We start from the raw sequence: 18,575 nt of genomic DNA on the forward strand, positions 1-18,575 counted from the left end.
GCGGTCTAGCCGCCGACCGAGCACCAGTCGTCGGTCTGCCAGAAGCGGTACAGCTCGAAGCCGCAGTACGTCTCGGGCTCGCCGATCCCCAGCCCGCGCAGGATGGCGTGGATGGCGTCGAAGAACACGCCGTTGAGGGCCGGGATCCACAGCAGCGCGAACACGATCAGCAGGCCGAACGGCGCGAGCGGCTCCACCTGCCGGCGCACGTTGTACGACAGCCAGGGCTCGATCACCCCGTAGCCGTCCAGGCCCGGCACCGGCAGGAAGTTCAGGATCGCGGCCGTGACCTGGAGCAGCGCGAGGAAGGCCAGCGCGAGCCGGAAGTCGCGCGGCACGCCGTCCAGCGCGTCCAGCCAGAACGGCGCCGTGCACACGGCGGCGAACAGGACGTTGGTCAGCGGACCTGCGGCCGAGATCAGACTGTGCCGCCACCGCCCCCGGATCCGCCCGCGCTCGATGAAGACGGCACCGCCCGGCAGACCGATCCCGCCCATGATCACGAACAGCACCGGGAGCACGATGCTCAGCATCGCGTGCGTGTACTTCACCGGGTTCAGCGTGAGGTAGCCTTTCGCGCCCACCGAGATGTCGCCGCTGTGCAGCGCGGTACGGGCGTGCGCGTACTCGTGCAGGCACAGCGACACGACCCACGCGGCCGTCACGAACAGGAACAGCGCCAGGCCCGGCTGGTCGGCGAACCCGGTCCAGGTGGCCCAGCCCGTGACCGCGGCCACGGCGACGATCCCGAGGAACACGGGACTGATCCGCCGGTCACTGGGCCGGGCGGTGGCGGTGGTCATGGAACTCCCTGGCTGTCGGACACAAGGCCCCTGCGGACCTGCCCGACCGTACCGGGCCCACCCCGGAAACGTCCCACGGGCGTATCCCGGTTCCGGGGGCGGCCGGATCCCGGGGCTCCCGTGCGGGGGAGGAGGGCGCGGGGAGGCCGGGTGCGATGCCGCGCGCTGTCGGGGCGCCGCGCGGGCGGGCGCGGGGGCGCTCGGACCGGGGCTCTCGTGCAGGGGGGGCGGGGTCTTGTCGGGACGGGGGCTGCGCTGGGGTCGTGGGCTGTGCCGGGGAGCCGGGCCCTGCCGGGATCGAGGGCTGTGCCGGGAACCGAGGGGCCCTGGCCGGGATCAGGAGCCGTGCCAGGACCGGAGGCGAGGTCGGGCCCGGGTCCGTGCCGGGGCCCGGTGCGGGGCCGTGGGCGTCGGGCCTGCGGGGCTTTGCCGCAGCTTGTGGCGCCGCGCCGTCGAAACCGCGTGACCGGTCGCGAGCGCAGCGGGGACAATGGACCCCGTGCGCTATCGCATCCTCGGCACCACACAGGTACTCCGCCCCGACGGCACGCCCGTCCCGCTCGGCGGGGCGCGGCTGCGCGCGCTGCTGACCGTGCTCGCCCTCCGGCCCGGCCGCACCGTTCCCGCGGGGCTGCTGGTGGAGGAGGTGTGGGGCGACGACCCGCCCGCCGACGCGCCGGGCGCCCTGCAAGCACTGGTCGGACGGCTGCGCCGGACGGTCGGCGCCGACGAGATCGCCTCGGCCGGCGGCGGCTACCGGCTCACCGCGTCCCCGGACGACATCGACCTGCACCGCTTCGAGCGGCTGGCCGGCGAGGGCACCCGCGCCCTCGCCGACGGCGACCCCGCCAAGGCGGCCGTCGTGCTCGACGACGCCCTCGCCCTGTGGGCCGGCCCCGCCCTCGCCGACCTGCCCGACCGCACCGCCGAGGCGGCCCGCTGGCAGACCCGGCACCTGGACGTGCTGCGCGCCCGCCACAGCGCCGCCCTGGACCTCGGGGAGGCCGAGCGCTCCCTGCCCGAGCTGACCGCCCTGTGCGACGGCCACCCCCTGGACGAGCCCCTCCAGGCGCTTCGGCTGCGCGCCCTGCGCGACACCGGCCGCACCGCCGAGGCGCTGGCCGCCTACGAGACCGTACGACGGCTGCTCGCGGACCGGCTCGGCACCGATCCGGGCCCCGAACTGCGAGCCCTGCACCGGGAACTGCTCCAGCCCGCGACGGCGACGGCAACGCCCGTGGCACCCGCGGGGCCCGAGACCCCCGCGCCCTCCGGGGCGCCCCTCGCGGTGGCCTCCCGCCCCCGGGGCAACCTGCGGGCCCGGCTCACCTCCTTCGTCGGCCGGGACGCCGACATCGAGGCCCTGCGCGCCGACCTCGCCACCACACGCCTGGTCACCCTGCTCGGGCCCGGCGGCGCCGGCAAGACCCGGCTGTCGCAGGAGGTCGCCGAGGGCGCGGGGGACACGGCACGCGACGGGGTGTGGCTGGCCGAACTCGCCCCCGTCGACGACCCCGGCGCCGTACCCGAGGCCGTGCTGACCGCCGTCGGCGCCCGCGAGACCGTGCTGTACCGCGCGGGCGCCGAGGAGATGCGGGCCGCCACCGAGCGGCAGGCCACCGCCGTGGAGCGCCTCGTCGAGCACTGCGGGCGGCGCCGCCTGCTGATCGTCCTCGACAACTGCGAGCACGTCGTCGACGCCGCCGCCCGCCTCACCGAGGAACTCCTCGCCCGCTGCCCCCGCCTGACCGTCCTCGCCACCAGCCGCGAACCCCTCGGCGTACCGGGGGAGGTGCTGCGCCCGGTGGAGCCGCTGCCCGAGCCCGCCGCGCTCCGGCTGCTCGCCGACCGGGGAGCAGCCGCCCGCCCCGGCTTCCGCACCGACGCCGACGAGGAGACCGCCACCGCCTGCGCCGAGATCTGCCGCCGCCTGGACGGCCTGCCGCTCGCCATCGAACTGGCCGCCGCCCGGCTCCGCATGCTCACCCCCCGCCAGATCGCCGACCGCCTCGACGACCGCTTCCGCCTGCTCACCTCCGGCAGCCGCACCGTCCTGCCCCGCCAGCAGACGCTGCGCGCGGTCGTCGACTGGTCCTGGGACCTGCTGGACGAGGACGAACGGGACGTACTGGGACGGCTGTCCGTCTTCGCGGGCGGCTGCGACCTCGCCGCCGCCGAGGCCGTGTGCGGGCCCGCCGCCCTGGACGCCCTCGGCTCCCTCGTCGACAAGTCCCTCGTCGTGGCCGCGCCCGTCACCGACCGGCTGCTGGGCGGCGGCATGCGCTACCGGCTCCTGGAGACCGTCGCCGAGTACGCCGGCGAGCGCCTCGACGAGTCCGGCGGCCGCGCCGCCGCCGAGCGCGCCCATCTGACGTACTACCGCGAACTCGCCCGCACCACCGACCCGTTGCTGCGCGGCCCGCGGCAACTCGCCGCCATCGAGCGGCTGGAGCGCGAGTACGAGAACCTGCGCAGCGCCCTGCGGCAGGCCATCGCCGAACGCGACGAGCAGGAAGCGCTGAGCCTGTCCCTCTCGCTGGTCTGGTACTGGCAGATGCGCGACCTGCGGGTGGAGGCCCGGGGCTGGCTCGTCGAGGTCATGGCACTGGGCCCGGACCCCTTCGCCGAACCGGTCCGACCCGCCCGCCCGGTCTGGGAACGCTGCATCGACGCCCCGCCCCCGATGACCGGCGAGATCCTCGCCGAGGCCCGGCGCGGGGCCCACCTGGCCCACATGGCCTGCATGGACACGGAGTTGGACGCCTGGCAGACCCCGCGGGCCCAGCGCAAGCTGCGCGCCATAGCCGCGACCTACGAACCCGGGCTGCCGCAGACCTGCGCAAGTCCCGGCCTGTTCTGGTTCGTCGCCGTGATGCTCATCGGCGACGTACAGCGGATGCGGGAGATCATGGACGCCACCGTGGGCACCTGCCGGGAGACCCCGGGGTACGAGTGGGAGCTGGCCGGCGCCCTCCAGACGCGCGCCAACATGCTCGCCAACCGCGTCGACTGGGCGGGCGACGCGATCCGCGACGCCGACGAGTCGTTGGAGATCTACCGCCGCCTCGGCGACGCCTGGGGCACGGCGGAGGCCCTCTCCGGGCGCGCCGAGGCCCGGGAGCGCAAGGGCGAGTACCGGCTCGCGGCGGCCGACTACCGGGCCGCCGCGGAACACGCCGAACGGATCGGCGCGCACGCCCAGGTGGACATACTCGGTGCCCGACTCGGCAGCGTGCTGCTGGAGGCGGGCGACGCCGCGCAGGGCGAGCGCATCCTGCGCGAGGTGATCGACCGGACATCGGGGAAGGGGCACAACGGCGCGATGCCGGCGGCCCGGCTGTACCTCGCCGGCCGGCTCGGCATGACGGGGCGGACCGCCGAGGCCCACGAGCAACTGCGGCATCTGCGCGAGGACTTCGGCATCGCCCACTTCGTCGTCTTCGACGCCTTCATCATCGCCTCGGAGGCGTGGATCGCCACCCTGGAGGACCGGCACGAGGAGTGCCTGACCAAGATCCGGCGGTCGCTGGAACAGGCCGGCGACCCGCTGTCGGTGGCCATCGCCCCCCACATGAGTTCCTCCTACCTGACCGTCGCCGCGATGGCGCTGGCCCGGGTGGACGGCGGGCGGCGGGCCGCGGACGGCGCCCGGTGCCTGGGCGCCGCCGACGCGATGCTGCCCACCGGCCATGTGCCGACCGTCCTGGAGCGGGACACGCGCGAGCGGGCCGTCGAGCGGACCCGCGAGGCACTCGGCACCGAGGCGTACGAGGCCGCGTACGCCGAGGGCGCCGGCCTCTCCGCCGCGGAGGCCGCCGCCCTCGTGTGACCCGTACGCTGCTCAGCTCTTGGTACGGAACTTGTGGATGGCGACCGGCGCCATCACCGCCGTCAGGGCGGCCGACCAGGCGAGCGTCACCCACAGGTCGTGCGTGACCGGGCCGCCCACCATCAGCCCGCGCGCGGTGTCGGCGAGGGAGGAGAGCGGGTTGTAGGCGGTGAACGACCGCAGCCAGCCCGGCATCGACTCGGTCGGCGCGAAGATCGACGAGCCGAACTGGAGCGGCATCAGCACCAGGAAGCCCATCGCCTGCACGGACTGCGCGTTCTTCATGACCACGCCGAGGGTGAGGAACACCCACATCAGCGCCGACCCGAACACCACGGACAGTCCCACCGAGGCCAGCAGACCGGCCCAGTTGGTGATGTCGAAGCCCACGAGAAGGGCGACGATCATCAGGATCACGGTCGCGAACAGCATCCGCAGCAGCTCCACGGCGATCTTCGCGAACAGCACCGAACCGCGGCCGATCGGCAGCGACCGGAAGCGGTCCATGACACCGGAGTTGAAGTCCTGGTTGAAGCCGGTGCCGACCCCCTGGGCCATGTTCATGCCCATCATGGCCATCAGGCCGGGGATGACGTACTGCACGTACGCCTGCTGACCGCCGCCGAGCGACTGCCCGATGGAGCCGCCGAAGACGTACACGAACAGCAGGGTGAAGACGACCGGGAAGAGGATGGCGTCGAACATCGACTCCGGGTCCTGCCGGATCCACAGCAGGTTGCGGCGGACCAGCGCACCGGTGTGCCGCAGGTGTGCGCGCGGGGTGATGCGGGCGTCGGGAGCGGTCCGGGCCCCGGGGGTGAAAGTGGCGCTGCTCATACGGCGACCTCCTCGCGGGCCTCGGTGGGCGCGGGGTCCTGCGGGGCACTGGCGCGGTGGCCGGTGAGGGACAGGAAGACCTCGTCCAGGCTGGGCAGTTCGGTGGTGATGGAGGCGATCGTGATGCCGCGCGCGGTGATCGCGCCGACCACGGCCGTCAGTTGCTCGTCGCTGAGGATCGGCACCAGGACCGAGCCGCGCTGCGCGTCCACCGTGGAGTTGGCGAGCCCGGTGATGCCCATGTCGTCCAGGAAGGCGGTGAGCGGGCGCAGTTGCAGCGGGTCGACCGGGCGCACGCGCAGGGTGCGGCCGCCGACCTTGGCCTTCAGCTCCTCGATGCCGCCGCCCGCGATGACCTTGCCGCGGTCCACGACGGTCAGCTCGGAGGCGAGCTGCTCGGCCTCCTCCATGTACTGGGTGGTGAGCAGCACGGTGACGCCGTCGCCGACCATGCGCTTGACCTCGTCCCACACCTCGTTGCGGGTGCGCGGGTCCAGGCCGGTGGTGGGCTCGTCCAGGAAGAGGACCGCGGGGCGCCCGATCATGGACGCCGCCAGGTCCAGCCGCCGCCGCATGCCGCCCGAGTAGGTGGCCGCTGGCCGCTTGCCCGCCTCGGTGAGCGAGAACCGCTCCAGCAGCTCGCCGGCGCGGGTGCGCGCCTCCTTGCGGGGCAGGTCGAGCAGGCGGCCGATCAGATAGAGGTTCTCCCAGCCGGAGAGCTTCTCGTCCACGGACGCGTACTGCCCGGTGAGCCCGATCACCCGCCGCAGCTGCCGCGGCTGGCGCAGCACGTCGTAGCCGACGACGCGAGCCTGGCCGGAGTCGGGGACGACGAGGGTGGACAGAATGCGGACGAGGGTGGTCTTGCCGGCGCCGTTCGGTCCGAGCACACCCATCACGGTGCCCTCGCGCACATCCAGGTCGACACCGTCCAGCGCCTTGGTCTCGCCGTAGTGCTTGACCAGCCCCCGCACGGTGACCGCGCTGTCCGCGGTCGGGGGGATGTCGTCGATTCGCTTCATGCCGACGACGGTGCCAGCCCGCACCGACAAACCACCGACATCCCGCCGACAGCCGGCGCACCCCGCCGACATCGCGCCGACATCGTGCCGAAGGGGCACGGCGGCGGGGTGCCGGTTCGACTTCGGTCGAGGGCGTATCAGCCCTGGGTCCGACCCGTCGCCCGTGCGGCTTCGCGACAATGGGCCGGTGGACATCAACGTCGCACCACGACTCGGGTGGTGGCAGCAGACCTGGCGGCTGACCGCGGCCGCGGCGGCGGGCACGGTGGTCTGGCTCGCCACCGGCGTGGTCCTCTCGCGGGTGCACGCGGACGGACCCGGCTCCTGGTTCCTCGTCGGGGATCCGCTGGTGGCCCTCGGCTGTCTGACCGCACTGCCGTGGCGGCGCAGGTTCCCGCTCGCGGTGGCCACGGCGGTCGCGGTCGCCTCGGCCGTGTCGGCGCTCGCCAGCGGCGCCGCGCTGGTGGCACTGGGTTCGGTCGCCGCCCGGCGCCGCCCGGCGCCGCCCGGTGGAGATCGGCGTCGTCGTGTCGGCCTACGTGATCGCGGCGCAGTTCGGCGAAGGGCTCTACCCCGTGCAGAGCCCGCCCGGCTCGTTCTGGTTGAAGCTCGCCCCGTCCGCCCTGGCCGCGGGCGTCGCGGTGGCCGTGGGCACGGCCGTCGGCGCGCGGCGGGTCGAGGTGCGGTCCCTGCGGGAGAGGGCGGAAAGCGCGGAACGGGAGCAGAACGCGGCGCAGGCACGGGCCCTGGAACGCAACCGGATCGCCCGCGAGATGCACGACGTGCTCGCGCACCGGATCTCGCTCGTCGCCATGCAGGCCGGAGCGAAAGCCGCCGGCCCCGCCGACGGGGGAAGATCGGCGGGGCCGGGGGTCGTACCGCGATGGCTCAGTGGACGGAGTGCTCCTCCTGCGGGAACGTTCCTCCGACAACGTCCTCGGCATACGCCCTCGCCGCGTCGCCCATGACCTTGCGCAGGTCGGCGTACTGCTTGACGAACTTCGGCATCCGCCCCCCGGTCAGCCCGAGCATGTCGGTCCACACCAGCACCTGGGCGTCCGTCCCGGCGCCCGCGCCGATGCCGACGGTCGGGATGTGCAGCGTCCGCGTGACCTCCTCGGCCAGCTCGGCCGGCACCAGCTCCAGGACGACCGCGAAGGCGCCCGCGTCCTGCACTGCCTTGGCGTCGCGCAGCAACTGCTGGGCCGCCTCCTCGCCGCGGCCCTGCACCCGGTAGCCCATGGTGTTGACGGACTGCGGGGTGAGGCCGATGTGCGCCATCACGGGGATGCCGGACTCCACCAGCAGCTCGATCTGCCGGTGCGAGCGCTCCCCGCCCTCCAGCTTGACCGCCCCGACGCCGGCCTCCTTGACCAGCCGGGTCGCCGAGCGCAGCGCCTGCACCGGACCCTCCTGGTACCAGCCGAAGGGCAGGTCGGCGACGATCAGGGCGCGAGCGGTGCCCCGTACGACGGCGGCCGAGAGCATCGTCATCTCGTCCAGGGTGACCGGCACGGTGCTCTCGTAGCCGAGGTGGCAGTTGCCCGCGGAGTCGCCGACCAGCATGACCGGGATGCCGGCCTCGTCGAAGACGGACGCGGTCATCGCGTCGTACGCGGTGAGCATGGGCCACTTCTCGCCGCGCTCCTTGGCGGCGGTGATGTCCCGGACGGTGACACGGCGGTTGCTCTTGCCCCCGTACAGCGCCCTGCTCGCGTCCGCGGGCTTGCGCTGAGGCGTCTGGGCAGCCGAAAGCTGCGTCATGGCAACGGCTCCTTCTGTCATCTCGAGGCGCCCTGACGGCGTCCCCGGATCCCCTCCATGGTGGCACCTCGTGCGTCCCGGCGGCTAGGGGACCCTCGTCACGTGTCACCGCTGTGCACTCACGGGGCGAATGCGAAGGTTCTGTCACAGAGCGGTCCCTCCCGTGGGTGTCCGGAACTCCGCGCGCCGACTCGTACGTCCTCGTGCCAGTACGGCCGTCACGGGACGGCAGGATGGGAACGGATCATCGCCTATGGTGCTGAGTCACGGGGCGACGGTGGTGTGCACGGCAGTCAGTGAGGCGACGGTATGGCGCAGCAGGCGTACATGACGGAGACGGACGGCGGCGGCTCGGGTCCCGAGCGCCGGGAATCCCGGCTTCGGCGCCTGTTCCACCGGCTGGTCACCGGCTGGCGGGGCGACCGGCGGATCTGGCTGCGGGGCCTCGTCACCGCCGTGGTCGCGCTCCTGCTGGCCGCGGTCATGGCGGCCCACTCGCGCATCCCGAACGCCATCGGCAACCTCGGCAGCCTCACGGAGACCTTCCTGCCGTGGTTCGGCCTGCTGATCCCGGTCCTGCTGGTGATCGCCTTCGTGCGCAGGTCGGCCACCGCGCTGATCGCGCTGGTGGTGCCGGTGAGCGTGTGGCTCAACCTCTTCGGCGGGCTGCTCTTCGACAAGACCGGCTCCGGCGGCGACCTCACGGTGGCCACGCACAACGTCAACGCCGACAACGCCGATCCCGCCGGCACCGCCCGCGCCGTGGCCGCCTCCGGCGCGGACGTGCTCGCCCTGGAGGAGCTGAAGTCGGCGGCGGTCCCGACGTACGAGAAGGCGCTGGCGGCGAAGTACGGCCACCACCAGGTGGTCGGCACCGTCGGGCTGTGGAGCAGGTACGAGATCAGCGACGTGAAGGCCGTCGACATCAAGCTGGGCTGGAAGCGGGCGATGCGCGCCACCGTCACCACGCCCTCCGGGCCGGTCGCGGTGTTCGTCGCCCACCTGCCCTCCGTACGGGTGAAGCTGGAGGCCGGGTTCACGGCCCGGCAGCGGGACAAGAGCGCCGAGGCCCTGGGTGAGGCCATCGGCAAGGAGAAGCTGCCCCGCAAGATCCTGCTCGGCGACCTCAACGGCACCATGAACGACCGCGCGCTCACCGCGATCACCTCCCAGATGCGCTCCTCGCAGGGCGCCGTGGGCAGCGGCTTCGGCTTCAGCTGGCCGGCCTCGTTCCCGATGGCCCGCATCGACCAGATCCTGGTCACCGGCGTCGAACCGATGACCAGTTGGACCCTCCCGGCGACCGGGAGCGACCATCTGCCGATCGCCGCGCGTGTGAAGGTCGACACAACGGCTTCCTGAAAGTCCCTGCTCGGCCCCATATGGGCGCCTGCCCGAAACCCGTGTGTCACCTCGCGGAACACTCGCCCTGAGAGACTTTGTTCCGTACGGGAACATAGAAGTGGCCTCCCGTGCGCACCCCCGCTCTCGAAAGGCGAGATCCCTCATGCCCCTGGCCCTGCTCGCCCTTGCCGTGGGCGCCTTCGGCATCGGTACGACCGAGTTCGTGATGATGGGCCTGCTGCCCGAGGTCGCGGACGACCTGGACATCTCGATCCCCACCGCGGGACACCTCGTCTCGGCCTACGCGCTCGGCGTCGTCATCGGCGCCCCGCTGCTCGCGGCGGCGACCACGCGGATGTCCCGCCGGGCCGTCCTCGTCGCGTTGATGGCGCTCTTCGTGCTCGGCAACACCCTGTCCGCCCTCGCGCCCGGCGAGATCTCCCTGCTCGCCGCCCGCTTCGTCAGCGGCCTGCCGCACGGCGCCTTCTTCGGCGTCGGCGCGGTCGTCGCCACCGGCATGGTGGCACCGGAACGCAGGGCCCGCTCGGTCTCCCTGATGTTCCTGGGCCTCACCGTCGCCAACGTCGTGGGCGTGCCCGCGGCCACGGCCATGGGCCAGCAGCTCGGCTGGCGGGCCACCTTCCTCGGCGTGAGCGCGATCGGCGTCGCGGCGATAGCGGCCCTGATGGTGCTGATCCCGCGCGAGAGCGCCCCCGCGCCCGCCGCGGGCCTGCGCGGCGAGCTGGCCGCCCTGCGCTCGCTGCCCGTCTGGCTGGCGCTCGGCACGACGGTCGCGGGCTTCGGCGCGCTCTTCGCGGCGTACAGCTACATCACGCCGATGCTCACGGAGGCCGCCGGGTTCGCCGAGTCCGGCGTGACGCTGCTGCTCGCCCTGTTCGGCGTCGGCGCCACGGCGGGCAACCTGCTGGGCGGGCGGCTGGCCGACCGCTCGCTGCGCGGCACGCTCTTCGGCGGGCTGGCCTCCCTGGTCCTGGTCCTCGCCCTCTTCCCGCTCCTGATGCGCACGGAGGTCACGGCGGCCGTGTCGGTGGCCCTGCTCGGCATGGCCGCCTTCGCCACCGGCTCCCCCCTCCAGCTGATGGTCATGGAGAAGGCCTCCGCGGCCCCCTCCCTGGCCTCCTCGGCCAACCAGGCCGCCTTCAACCTCGCCAACGCCGGCGGCGCCTGGATCGGCGGCCTCGCCCTCGCGGCGGGCTTCGGCGCCACGTCCCCGGCGACGGCGGGCGCGGCCCTGGCGGTCCTCGGTCTCGCTGTCGCGGGCACGGCCTACGCGGTCGACCGCCGCCGCCTCGCCGCCGCTCCGGTCGCCGGACGCGAGCGGGTGGTCGCGGGCCATGTGCCGGAGGCGGCGGAGGCGGAGGCGGTTGCCCGGCGGTGACGGGTCCTTGCGGGGGCGTCCGTCCACCGTGGCGCCCGTCGCGATACGACGCGTACGGCGCAGGGTGCGGATGCCGGTGAACGGCGAGACGGACGACCCGGGTTGGGAAGTGGACCCCGACGACGAGCGGGGCGTGGCCGTCATCATCACGGCGGGCCGCCAACCGAAGCTCCGCCGCGAGACGGTGGGCATGCGCGCCGCCGGAGCTGCCGAGCATCAGCGCGCCCGCAACGCACCCGTGTTGACCGTGACCGGCCCCTGTGTCCGGCACGGTTGTGGCACGCGGCGGTCCAACTCCGCGGCTGTAGGCCGCCCCTCTGATCCGTCATGATCAGCCGCAGGATGCTTGGACTTGGCGAAGGAAGTGCGGCCACTGGCTGACGCCGCTGCTGTGCCGCACGCCTCGGAGGCTGACCTGAAGGGTCCGCTTCAGCGGGTGAGGCGACTGCATGATTGCCTCATTTCGTTGAGAGAGGCGGTGCAGTTCCGCGGAGGTGGGGAGTCGGTCACTCTTGGTGCCGTTGCATGGCCTGTGTGCCGGGGCGAGGTTCCAGATGGCATCCAGGTCCGGCCCCTGCCAGCCGGACAGACTGGCGAAACGTGTCATAAGGGAAAACGGGAAGACGTGGTCGACGGCAGTATCGTCGCCGGGGCCGATCGGCTGGGTGCAGATGAGGCAGCGGCCGTACTGGAAGCCGATCAAGGCTTCGGTGACACCGGTAACCGGGCGCCGGCGTCGCTTGTCCGTGATCTTCAGCGTCTCCAAGTCCACCGCCACTCCCTCTTCGACGAGGCTGCGGCCGATCCCTGCGGCGAAGGAGTTCTCGACGATGTTCCACCGTGCGTCCAACTCGCCACGCAGCCCGGATGCCTGCTCACTTTGGGCGATCCTGCGCAGGTCGGCGGTCAGGTGCACTGTGCGCTTGCCCGATCTGCCGGTCAGCTCGTAGAAGTGGTGCGCCGTCTGGGTGCCGCCTCCCAGATTGTGGAACTTCTGCATCACCATCGCCGGCATGGACTTCACCGCGGCGAGCAAGAGCCGCTCGGTGGGGTGGCCAAGCCCGGTGGATTCCTCGGCCTCCTGCTTGGCCACGGCCAGGAAGTCGGAGTCCCTCAGCGACTGGCCTGACGGTGCTTGAGGTGCCTCCGCCAGGTGCTCCAGCAAACGCTTTGCGTAGGACGCGGCGAGTTCCTCCAACGTCACCTCTGTTCTGTCCTGCGCCGCGTACTGCAGGAGCGCGGCCCCCAGGGCGAACTTGTAGGTACGGGAGTTGGCGCCCATCAGGACGGCCAGCCGCCAGGAAGTGCGGGCGTTCGGTTCCGTCCGGTAGAAATCCACGGTCATCGAGTCTCGCCAGAATTGGTGTGGTGCTGCGCGCGGAAGACCAGGGTGCTCCAGCTGACGCCCGCTCGGCCGGAGACATCCAGTTCCTCATCGTGGTGCACAGTGGATAGGCCGAACCGGTCGGCCAGCGCCATTGTCTCGGCGGCCGGTACCTCGAACATGCGCCGCCCGGTGGGGACGGGGCCATGGCGCAGTGACATGGCCACACAGCCTCCAGGCGACACCAGCTCAGCCAACCGCCGCATGCCATCCGTGCGTTCCTGCTCGTCCAGATGCATCCACACCGCGGAAAGCAGGATCAGATCGAAAGCCCCGTGCAGGCTGCCAAGAGACGGAAGAGCGTCGTCGACCCACCCGATCGCCATGTCTGCGTGCAGGCGCTGTGCGACTTCCCTCAGCTCCGGCGTGGGTTCGACGGCCACGACCTGGTGCCCGCGGGCCGACAGTGCGGCGGCATCCCGGCCGCTGCCGGCGCCAATGTCGACCACCCTGCTCGGAGCAGTCGGCAGCCAGGGCAGAAAGTCGTCGTGTACCACCTCGAAGGCCACAGCTTCGTAGCGGCGAGCCGTTTCCTCGGCGTCGTCCCCGTAGCCCACGGCACTGGCCGGTCGCGATCCCATGTCCGTCCTCCCTCTTGTCCCGTCCCAGTTGGTGCCAACGTGCTTTCGGCGTGGTCACTCGAGAGGCGACCGGTGACTCCCTCGCTCGCCGGAGTGCCTTGCCCCGGAGTTCCTTCAGGCGTGACTGGAAAGCGCTGTGCTGGTTCTGGCCGGGTCGAGTGGCACATCGGGCGGCGCTGCCAGCTCGGACTCCGCGGTCCGTGGCTGCGGGTGCTCCACCCGGCGCACCCGGGTGTGCTTTGCCGTCCACTGGCTGAGAGCGGCTTCCCCGGCCTTGCCGAAAGTCATCATGCGCTTCCCGCTGCCCACACCGGAACTCCGGCCCGAGCAGGCGGCCGAGCGTGAGCCGCAGCGTCGAGCCGGTCGCGTTGCCCCACCTGGAACCGGCGGGACAGGACCGGGACGTCCCCAAAACCTCGTTTGCGGACCACGGACGGTCCGGACTGGCAAGCACGGCAGTGTCCAAAGCAACCTCCCACAACCCGTCCAGCGCGGCGCACCGCACCCTACGGGCAAGCACTGACAGAGGAGGGGCGCCAGCATGGGCACCATGGCAGGCTCCGAGCTGACCTGCGACTGAGTGGCGTTGTCGCTTGGCGGTCGGTCGACCAGTTCCCCGGTGCTCCCCCTGGTTCCCGTTCCGGCGGGCGACCGTGACGACGGAAGACCAGAACTGTGATCTTCGTGGCAGACTTCGAGGGCTCGATGAGCAGGGGGAGATATGCAACCACCGTCCACGACGAGTCAGTTGCTGGCCCTCGTGGTGCTCGTTCTGCCTGGGCTGGCCTATCAGTTTCTGCGTGAGCGCTGGCGGGGTCCGGTCGCCGGCGAAGCGCAGCTCGGCGAGCGGATGCTTCGTGCCATCACCGCCAGCGTCGTGCTGAACGGCGTGTATGCGGTCATCGCCGGGCCGGCGCTGGTCCGGGCGTGGCGTCGGGCCGAGCGGTCCGGCTTGAGCGCGCTGGCCGCGCAGAGCCCACGGTCGGTCGGCGTGTGGGCTCTGGTGCTCTTCCTCGGCGTACCGGCTGCCGCCGCTGCGGCGGTCTCGTACCGGGAGCGGTGGCGGGCCCGTTCCGTGTACAGGTCAGTGCCGACAGCGTGGGACTACGTCTTCGGCGCGAGTGCCAACAGCGGGCCTCGCTTCGTCCGGGCGCGGCTGAAGGACGGCACCTGGGTGGGTGGTTGGTTCGGCACGGGATCGTACGCTTCGAGCCATTCCCAGGAGGCCGACCTGTATCTTCAGGCGTCGTACCGGATGGCCGCGGACGGCTCCTTCGTCTCCAGAGTGGAACATACCGGCGGGATCTATCTGCGCATGGCCGACGTTGACGTGGTGGAAATGGTGAAGGTCCCAGAACACCGTTCCGCGGGAGGGCGAGATGACAGCACCGGATGAGGAACTGACCCCGTGGGAACGGATGTTCCTGACTGATCCGGGTGAACCGCGCGGGTACCAGCCGCAGAAGGGTGCCGATGTCCCCGAGGAGCCGCCGGAGCCACCGCCGGGGCCCGCGGGTGCGTCGCCGTCCAGTTCTGCGGACCAGCTGCCGCGCACCGACAACGCCTAGGACGGGTGTCAGCGCGTGACCATGTCGAATTCGTACCCCGCCTTCTGAAGCTTGATCGCCGTTTCCTGGATGTCCTCGTGTCGGAACTCCCGCCATACCTCCAGGAGTTCCGCGACCGGTGCCAGTAGCTGCACGTTCTCGTAGCGGGCGGGGGTGCCCCAGCGCGGGATGACCGTGGGTACACCGTGCGGGCTGTTGCCGGAGACCTCGATGTCGAAGGGGTGCCAGTTCAGGGTGTGCTGATCGAGGCCGGCGTCGAGGACGACCACGCCGGTCGGGAAGGACTCTCCTGGTAGCTCCAACGCCGTACGCAGGTCGCAGTCCTCCCACGCGACGAGGAGCCGCGTCGCCATGAGGACCGAAGGGAAAAGCCCCAGGCCCGCGAGTGCGGACGCCGCGTCCGCGCCACGGTAGAAGAGTCGGCACGTGACGAAGCCGATGTAAGGCTGGTCCATGTCCTCGGCCAGGATGTGGACTTGAGGTCGAGAGCAGGCACCGTGCGCTCGAAGCACTGCCTCGCTGGACTCCAGAATGACTTGGGACAGGGTCTCGACCAGATCTGTCATGTGGTCACGTTACGTGCCGGGTCATATGGCTCACGCGAGAATGCGATGTTGAGGGGCGCGCACCGTGAAGTCAGGGGCGCGACCGTCGTTTGGGGGAGCACGTGCGGAAGCGGTGGACGGCGGCGGTTCGCCGCAGGCTCGATGGCGCGGCCGGTCCGTATGGCCTGCTCGACCACGCTGCCCTGACCGAGGCGGTGGAGCTATTCGCCTGTACGACGCGAACGCGGGACATCGTGGAGACCTGCCACCTCGTCGGGATGCTGCACTGGCAGCGAGGGCTGGCTCTCGCCGACGAACGCGCCCTGCCGGAGGTACGGACGGCCACAGCACTGCTCGTCGTCGTGAGCTTGTTGAAGCCCGATCTGCCCTTGCCCGAACCGCTGCCACGACCGCCCGAGGCACCCTTGAGACCGGACGGCGAGGCGACGTGGGAGGACCTGCTTCAGGTGCTGACCCGGCACCTCGACGATGGCGCCGATGCGCACACCGCGCGGCTGACCATCCATGCCGCGCGCAACGCTGTGGCCCACGCTGATGAGGATTCCGCCCTGCTCGTCGGTCGACTGAGGGTCTTGGGGATGGCTTGGCAGCGGCTGTACGAGCACACGGGGGAACTCGCCGACATCCAGCAGGCTGTCGCGGTCGCCCAGCGCGCGACGGAAGAGTCCGTCATCGGAGGCGCGGACCGGACGATGTCCTTGCACAACCTGGCTGAGTCCCTCCATGCGCTGTTCAATCGCACAGGTGAAGTCCGACACCTCCGGGAGGCGGCCGGCATCGGCCGTGCGGCGGTGCGCGAGGTGCCGCAGACGGACGACAAGCGGTATGTGCCCCTGGGCGGGTTGGCCGACTCCCTGCGGATGCTGTACGAGCGCACGGACGACGCCGCCGTGCTGGAGGAGGCTCTGCTGCTGAGCGCCTCCGCGCTGGAGGCCCTGCCGGAATCCGACAGGGCTCAGCCGGCGGCGCTCATGAACGCCGCCATCCTGCTGCGCCACCAGTTCGAGCGCACCGGGGACCAGTCCGTCCTGCACGAGGCCATCGCCATGTCGCGCAGCGCGGTCAGGACGGCGCCACGGGGTACGCCAACCCAGCAGACCTCACTCCACAACCTCGGCAACCTGCTTCACACACTCTCTGAACGCACTGGGGACATGGCGGCGCTTGACGAGGCCATTGAGTCCGCGAGCGCCGCGGTCGACGCCTTGCCCGCCGAGCACCCCGACGGCGCGCTCTATCGGTCGACCCTCGTGGCGATGCTGAACCACAGGTTCAACCAGGCGGGAGACGCTCACGACTTGAACCGCGCGATCACGCTGGGCAGTGAAGCGGTGGCGTCGACACCCGAGGGCCACCCGAATCGATGGATGTATCTGGCGAACCTCGCCGTCGTGCTGAAGGCCAAGGCCCACCGCGCCAAGGACCTTGACAGCCTGCGGCACGCCATCGCGTTCGAGCGCGAGATGACGGATCTCGCCTCCAGTGCGGGCGGCCGTCACCAAGCCGCCGCACAGACGAATCTCGGCAACTCCCTACGACTGTACTTCGAGCACTCCGGGGACATGTCCTCGTTGAGGGAGGCGATCTCGGTGGGCCGCGTCGCCGTTGTCGGGACCGCCGAGGACCATCCCTTCCGGGCACAGTGCGAAGTGAATCTGGCGCTGTCGCTGAGCATCCACGGTGTGACGGCGAAGGACGCACGGCACGTTCACGAGGCACTCGGCCTCCTGGAGACAGCGGCCTCCAGGGTCAGCGCGCCGACGACGGTCCGGCTGTCCGCCGCTCGGGAATGGGGCGAGCTCGCGATGGAGGTCGGCCGGCCCGAGCAGGCGGCGCGTGGATTCGCGCTCGGCGTGGAGCTGCTGCCCCGCCTGGCGGCACGTGGTCTCCTGCGGTCCGACGCGACGCGATGGATGGCCGAGTACTCGCGTCTGGCGAGCGACGCGGCAGCATGCGCGCTTGCCACCGGGCAGCCGGACCGCGCCGTCGAAGTACTCGAAATGGGAAGGGGCGTGCTCCTGGCGCAGGCCCTGGAGTCCCGCACGGATCTCACCGAGCTGCGGGAACGAGTGCCGGAACTGGCGGATCGGTTCGACCACCTGTGCGCTCGGCTGGACGACTCCACCACCGACGGTACCGACCTGGTCAGCGGCACCGAGGGCCCTGGCGGTGAGGAGGATCCGGATCTCCGCCGCAAGCTGGCGCAGGAGTTGGACGATCTGATCGTACGGATCCGGACACTGCCGGGGCTGGAGCGCTTCCTCTTGCCCCCACACGCCGACGGGCTGGCCTCCGAAGCGCACGACGGGCCCATAGTCATGCTCAATGTCAGCCGGTACCGGTGCGACGCCCTCGTTCTGACCACCGACGGCATCCAGGTGTGCGAACTGCCCGACGTCGACTACGACGATGTCCACGACCGCCTCAGTGACATGCGCTACCTCCTGGCGCGGAGCGGCGGCTCCCGTGAGGCACGCATCGAGGCCGAACGTGTCATGGCGCAGGACACGTTGCCCTGGCTCTGGGACGAGGTGACGGAGCCGGTCCTCGACCTGCTCGGCCTCACTCAGCCCTTGGGGGAATCCGACACGCGTCGCATGTGGTGGATTCCCTGCGGTCCACTGGCGCACTTCCCGCTGCATGCCGCCGGCCACCATTTTGAGGCGCCCTCCGAGGGCGAGACCCGTCGAACGGTCATGGACAGAGTCGTGTCCTCGTACATGCCCACCGTGCGAGCCCTGTCCTACACCCGGGTCCAGCACGCCCGGCGGAAGGCGCCGTCCGGGGAGTCCGGCCCACCCCGCGTGCTGGCGGTCGTCATGCCCCACACTCCGGGCGCACGAGACCTGCCGGGCGCGCGGGCCGAGTACCAGCAGCTGGCTCGGCTCTTTCCCGAGGTGGAGGGCTTGGTCGGGGAGGGGGCAACATGCCAGGCCGTGCTCTCCCGCCTCGCCACCCACCCCTGGGCGCATTTCGCCTGCCACACCGGTGCGGATCCCGACGACCCCTATCGGAGCCACTTGCTGGTCCACGACCATGCCGTCAACCCGCTCAACGTGCTGGAAATCTCGCGGTTGCGCCTGGAGAGAAGCGAGTTCGCCTATCTCTCCGCCTGCAGCACCGCCGTGACCCGGGGCGACCTGGCCGACGAGGCCCTCCACGTCGTCACCGCGTTCCAACTCGCCGGATTCTCGCAGGTTGTCGGGACGCTGTGGCAGATCAACGACACCATCGCCGTCGAGGTCGCTGAACGCGTCTACGCGCAGCTCGCCGCAGGCGGCTTCGATCCCGCCCTCACCGGCGCCTCCGTACACACCGCGATCCGACTGATCCGAGACCGCTGCCCAAGGTTTCCGACTCTCTGGGCCGCCCACGTCCACATGGGTCCGTGACCCGGGTGGACGAAGGCCGGCCCCGTGGCACGAACCCTGAAGCGACGGTCGGCGAACCGTGCGGTGGCCGACCGGCGACCCACCTC

General features: G+C 71.5%; 12 protein-coding genes and 2 pseudogenes. 7 read left to right on the plus strand and 7 right to left on the minus strand.

The window, feature by feature from the left end:
• Positions 1 to 5: 5 nt before the first annotated feature.
• A complete protein-coding gene (locus AC4IHM_RS23785) occupies positions 6 to 803 on the minus strand; it encodes a site-2 protease family protein (RefSeq protein ID WP_490869033.1) in 798 nt (265 codons plus the stop codon).
• Between the two features lie 490 nt (positions 804 to 1,293).
• Here AC4IHM_RS23785 and AC4IHM_RS23790 point away from each other — a divergent pair, with 490 nt between their 5' ends.
• Positions 1,294 to 4,632, plus strand: coding sequence for an AfsR/SARP family transcriptional regulator (locus tag AC4IHM_RS23790; RefSeq protein ID WP_490869034.1), 3,339 nt, complete (start codon positions 1,294 to 1,296; stop codon positions 4,630 to 4,632).
• Positions 4,633 to 4,644: 12 nt separating this feature from the next.
• Here the strand turns inward: AC4IHM_RS23790 and AC4IHM_RS23795 are convergent, their stop codons facing one another.
• Positions 4,645 to 5,469: an ABC transporter permease gene (locus AC4IHM_RS23795; protein ID WP_490869035.1), complete on the minus strand. Its 825-nt coding sequence runs from the start codon at positions 5,467 to 5,469 to the stop codon at positions 4,645 to 4,647.
• Entirely contained in the window at positions 5,466 to 6,491 is a 1,026-nt protein-coding gene (locus AC4IHM_RS23800) for an ATP-binding cassette domain-containing protein (RefSeq protein WP_490869036.1), read from the minus strand. Before AC4IHM_RS23800 ends, AC4IHM_RS23795 begins: the two co-directional genes overlap by 4 nt.
• 187 nt (positions 6,492 to 6,678) lie before the next feature.
• Between AC4IHM_RS23800 and AC4IHM_RS23805 the strand changes: the two are divergent.
• Positions 6,679 to 7,315, plus strand: a pseudogene (locus AC4IHM_RS23805) (histidine kinase); the annotation flags it as partial.
• Between the two features lie 64 nt (positions 7,316 to 7,379).
• Here the strand turns inward: AC4IHM_RS23805 and panB are convergent.
• The gene (gene panB / locus AC4IHM_RS23810; RefSeq protein ID WP_490869037.1) at positions 7,380 to 8,255 is read right to left on the minus strand and encodes a 3-methyl-2-oxobutanoate hydroxymethyltransferase; all 876 of its coding nucleotides are present in this window, start codon (positions 8,253 to 8,255) and stop codon (positions 7,380 to 7,382) included.
• 309 nt (positions 8,256 to 8,564) lie between these two features.
• Here panB and AC4IHM_RS23815 point away from each other — a divergent pair, with 309 nt between their 5' ends.
• The 3 genes and pseudogenes from AC4IHM_RS23815 to AC4IHM_RS23825 all read left to right on the plus strand — a co-directional run.
• Entirely contained in the window at positions 8,565 to 9,617 is a 1,053-nt protein-coding gene (locus AC4IHM_RS23815; protein ID WP_490869038.1) for an endonuclease/exonuclease/phosphatase family protein, read from the plus strand.
• 145 nt (positions 9,618 to 9,762) lie between these two features.
• Positions 9,763 to 10,998 carry an MFS transporter gene (locus AC4IHM_RS23820; RefSeq protein WP_490869039.1) on the plus strand — a complete coding sequence of 412 codons (1,236 nt, stop codon included), beginning with the start codon at positions 9,763 to 9,765 and terminating at the stop codon, positions 10,996 to 10,998.
• Between the two features lie 70 nt (positions 10,999 to 11,068).
• Positions 11,069 to 11,200 (plus strand): annotated as a pseudogene (locus AC4IHM_RS23825) (transcriptional regulator); the annotation flags it as partial.
• Between the two features lie 129 nt (positions 11,201 to 11,329).
• Here AC4IHM_RS23825 and AC4IHM_RS23830 read toward each other — a convergent pair.
• Both AC4IHM_RS23830 and AC4IHM_RS23835 read right to left on the minus strand, forming a co-directional pair.
• Positions 11,330 to 12,343 (minus strand): HNH endonuclease, encoded by a 1,014-nt coding sequence (locus AC4IHM_RS23830; protein WP_490869040.1) that lies wholly within the window; start codon positions 12,341 to 12,343, stop codon positions 11,330 to 11,332.
• Positions 12,340 to 12,963 (minus strand): class I SAM-dependent methyltransferase, encoded by a 624-nt coding sequence (locus AC4IHM_RS23835; protein ID WP_490869041.1) that lies wholly within the window; start codon positions 12,961 to 12,963, stop codon positions 12,340 to 12,342. The genes AC4IHM_RS23830 and AC4IHM_RS23835 overlap by 4 nt, the downstream gene beginning before the upstream one ends.
• Positions 12,964 to 13,684: 721 nt before the next feature.
• On the opposite strand from AC4IHM_RS23835, the gene AC4IHM_RS23840 reads away from it, so the two are divergent.
• Entirely contained in the window at positions 13,685 to 14,359 is a 675-nt protein-coding gene (locus tag AC4IHM_RS23840) for a DUF6338 family protein (RefSeq protein WP_490869042.1), read from the plus strand.
• Positions 14,360 to 14,539: 180 nt separating this feature from the next.
• On the opposite strand, the gene AC4IHM_RS23845 is transcribed toward AC4IHM_RS23840, so the two are convergent.
• Positions 14,540 to 15,097 (minus strand): hypothetical protein, encoded by a 558-nt coding sequence (locus AC4IHM_RS23845; RefSeq protein WP_490869043.1) that lies wholly within the window; start codon positions 15,095 to 15,097, stop codon positions 14,540 to 14,542.
• A gap of 101 nt (positions 15,098 to 15,198) precedes the next feature.
• Here AC4IHM_RS23845 and AC4IHM_RS23850 point away from each other — a divergent pair, with 101 nt between their 5' ends.
• On the plus strand, positions 15,199 to 18,489 hold the full coding sequence (locus AC4IHM_RS23850) for a CHAT domain-containing protein (RefSeq protein ID WP_490869044.1): 3,291 nt from the start codon (positions 15,199 to 15,201) through the stop codon (positions 18,487 to 18,489).
• Positions 18,490 to 18,575 lie beyond the last annotated feature (86 nt).

It is taken from the genome of Streptomyces sp. SL06 (assembly GCF_058244745.1).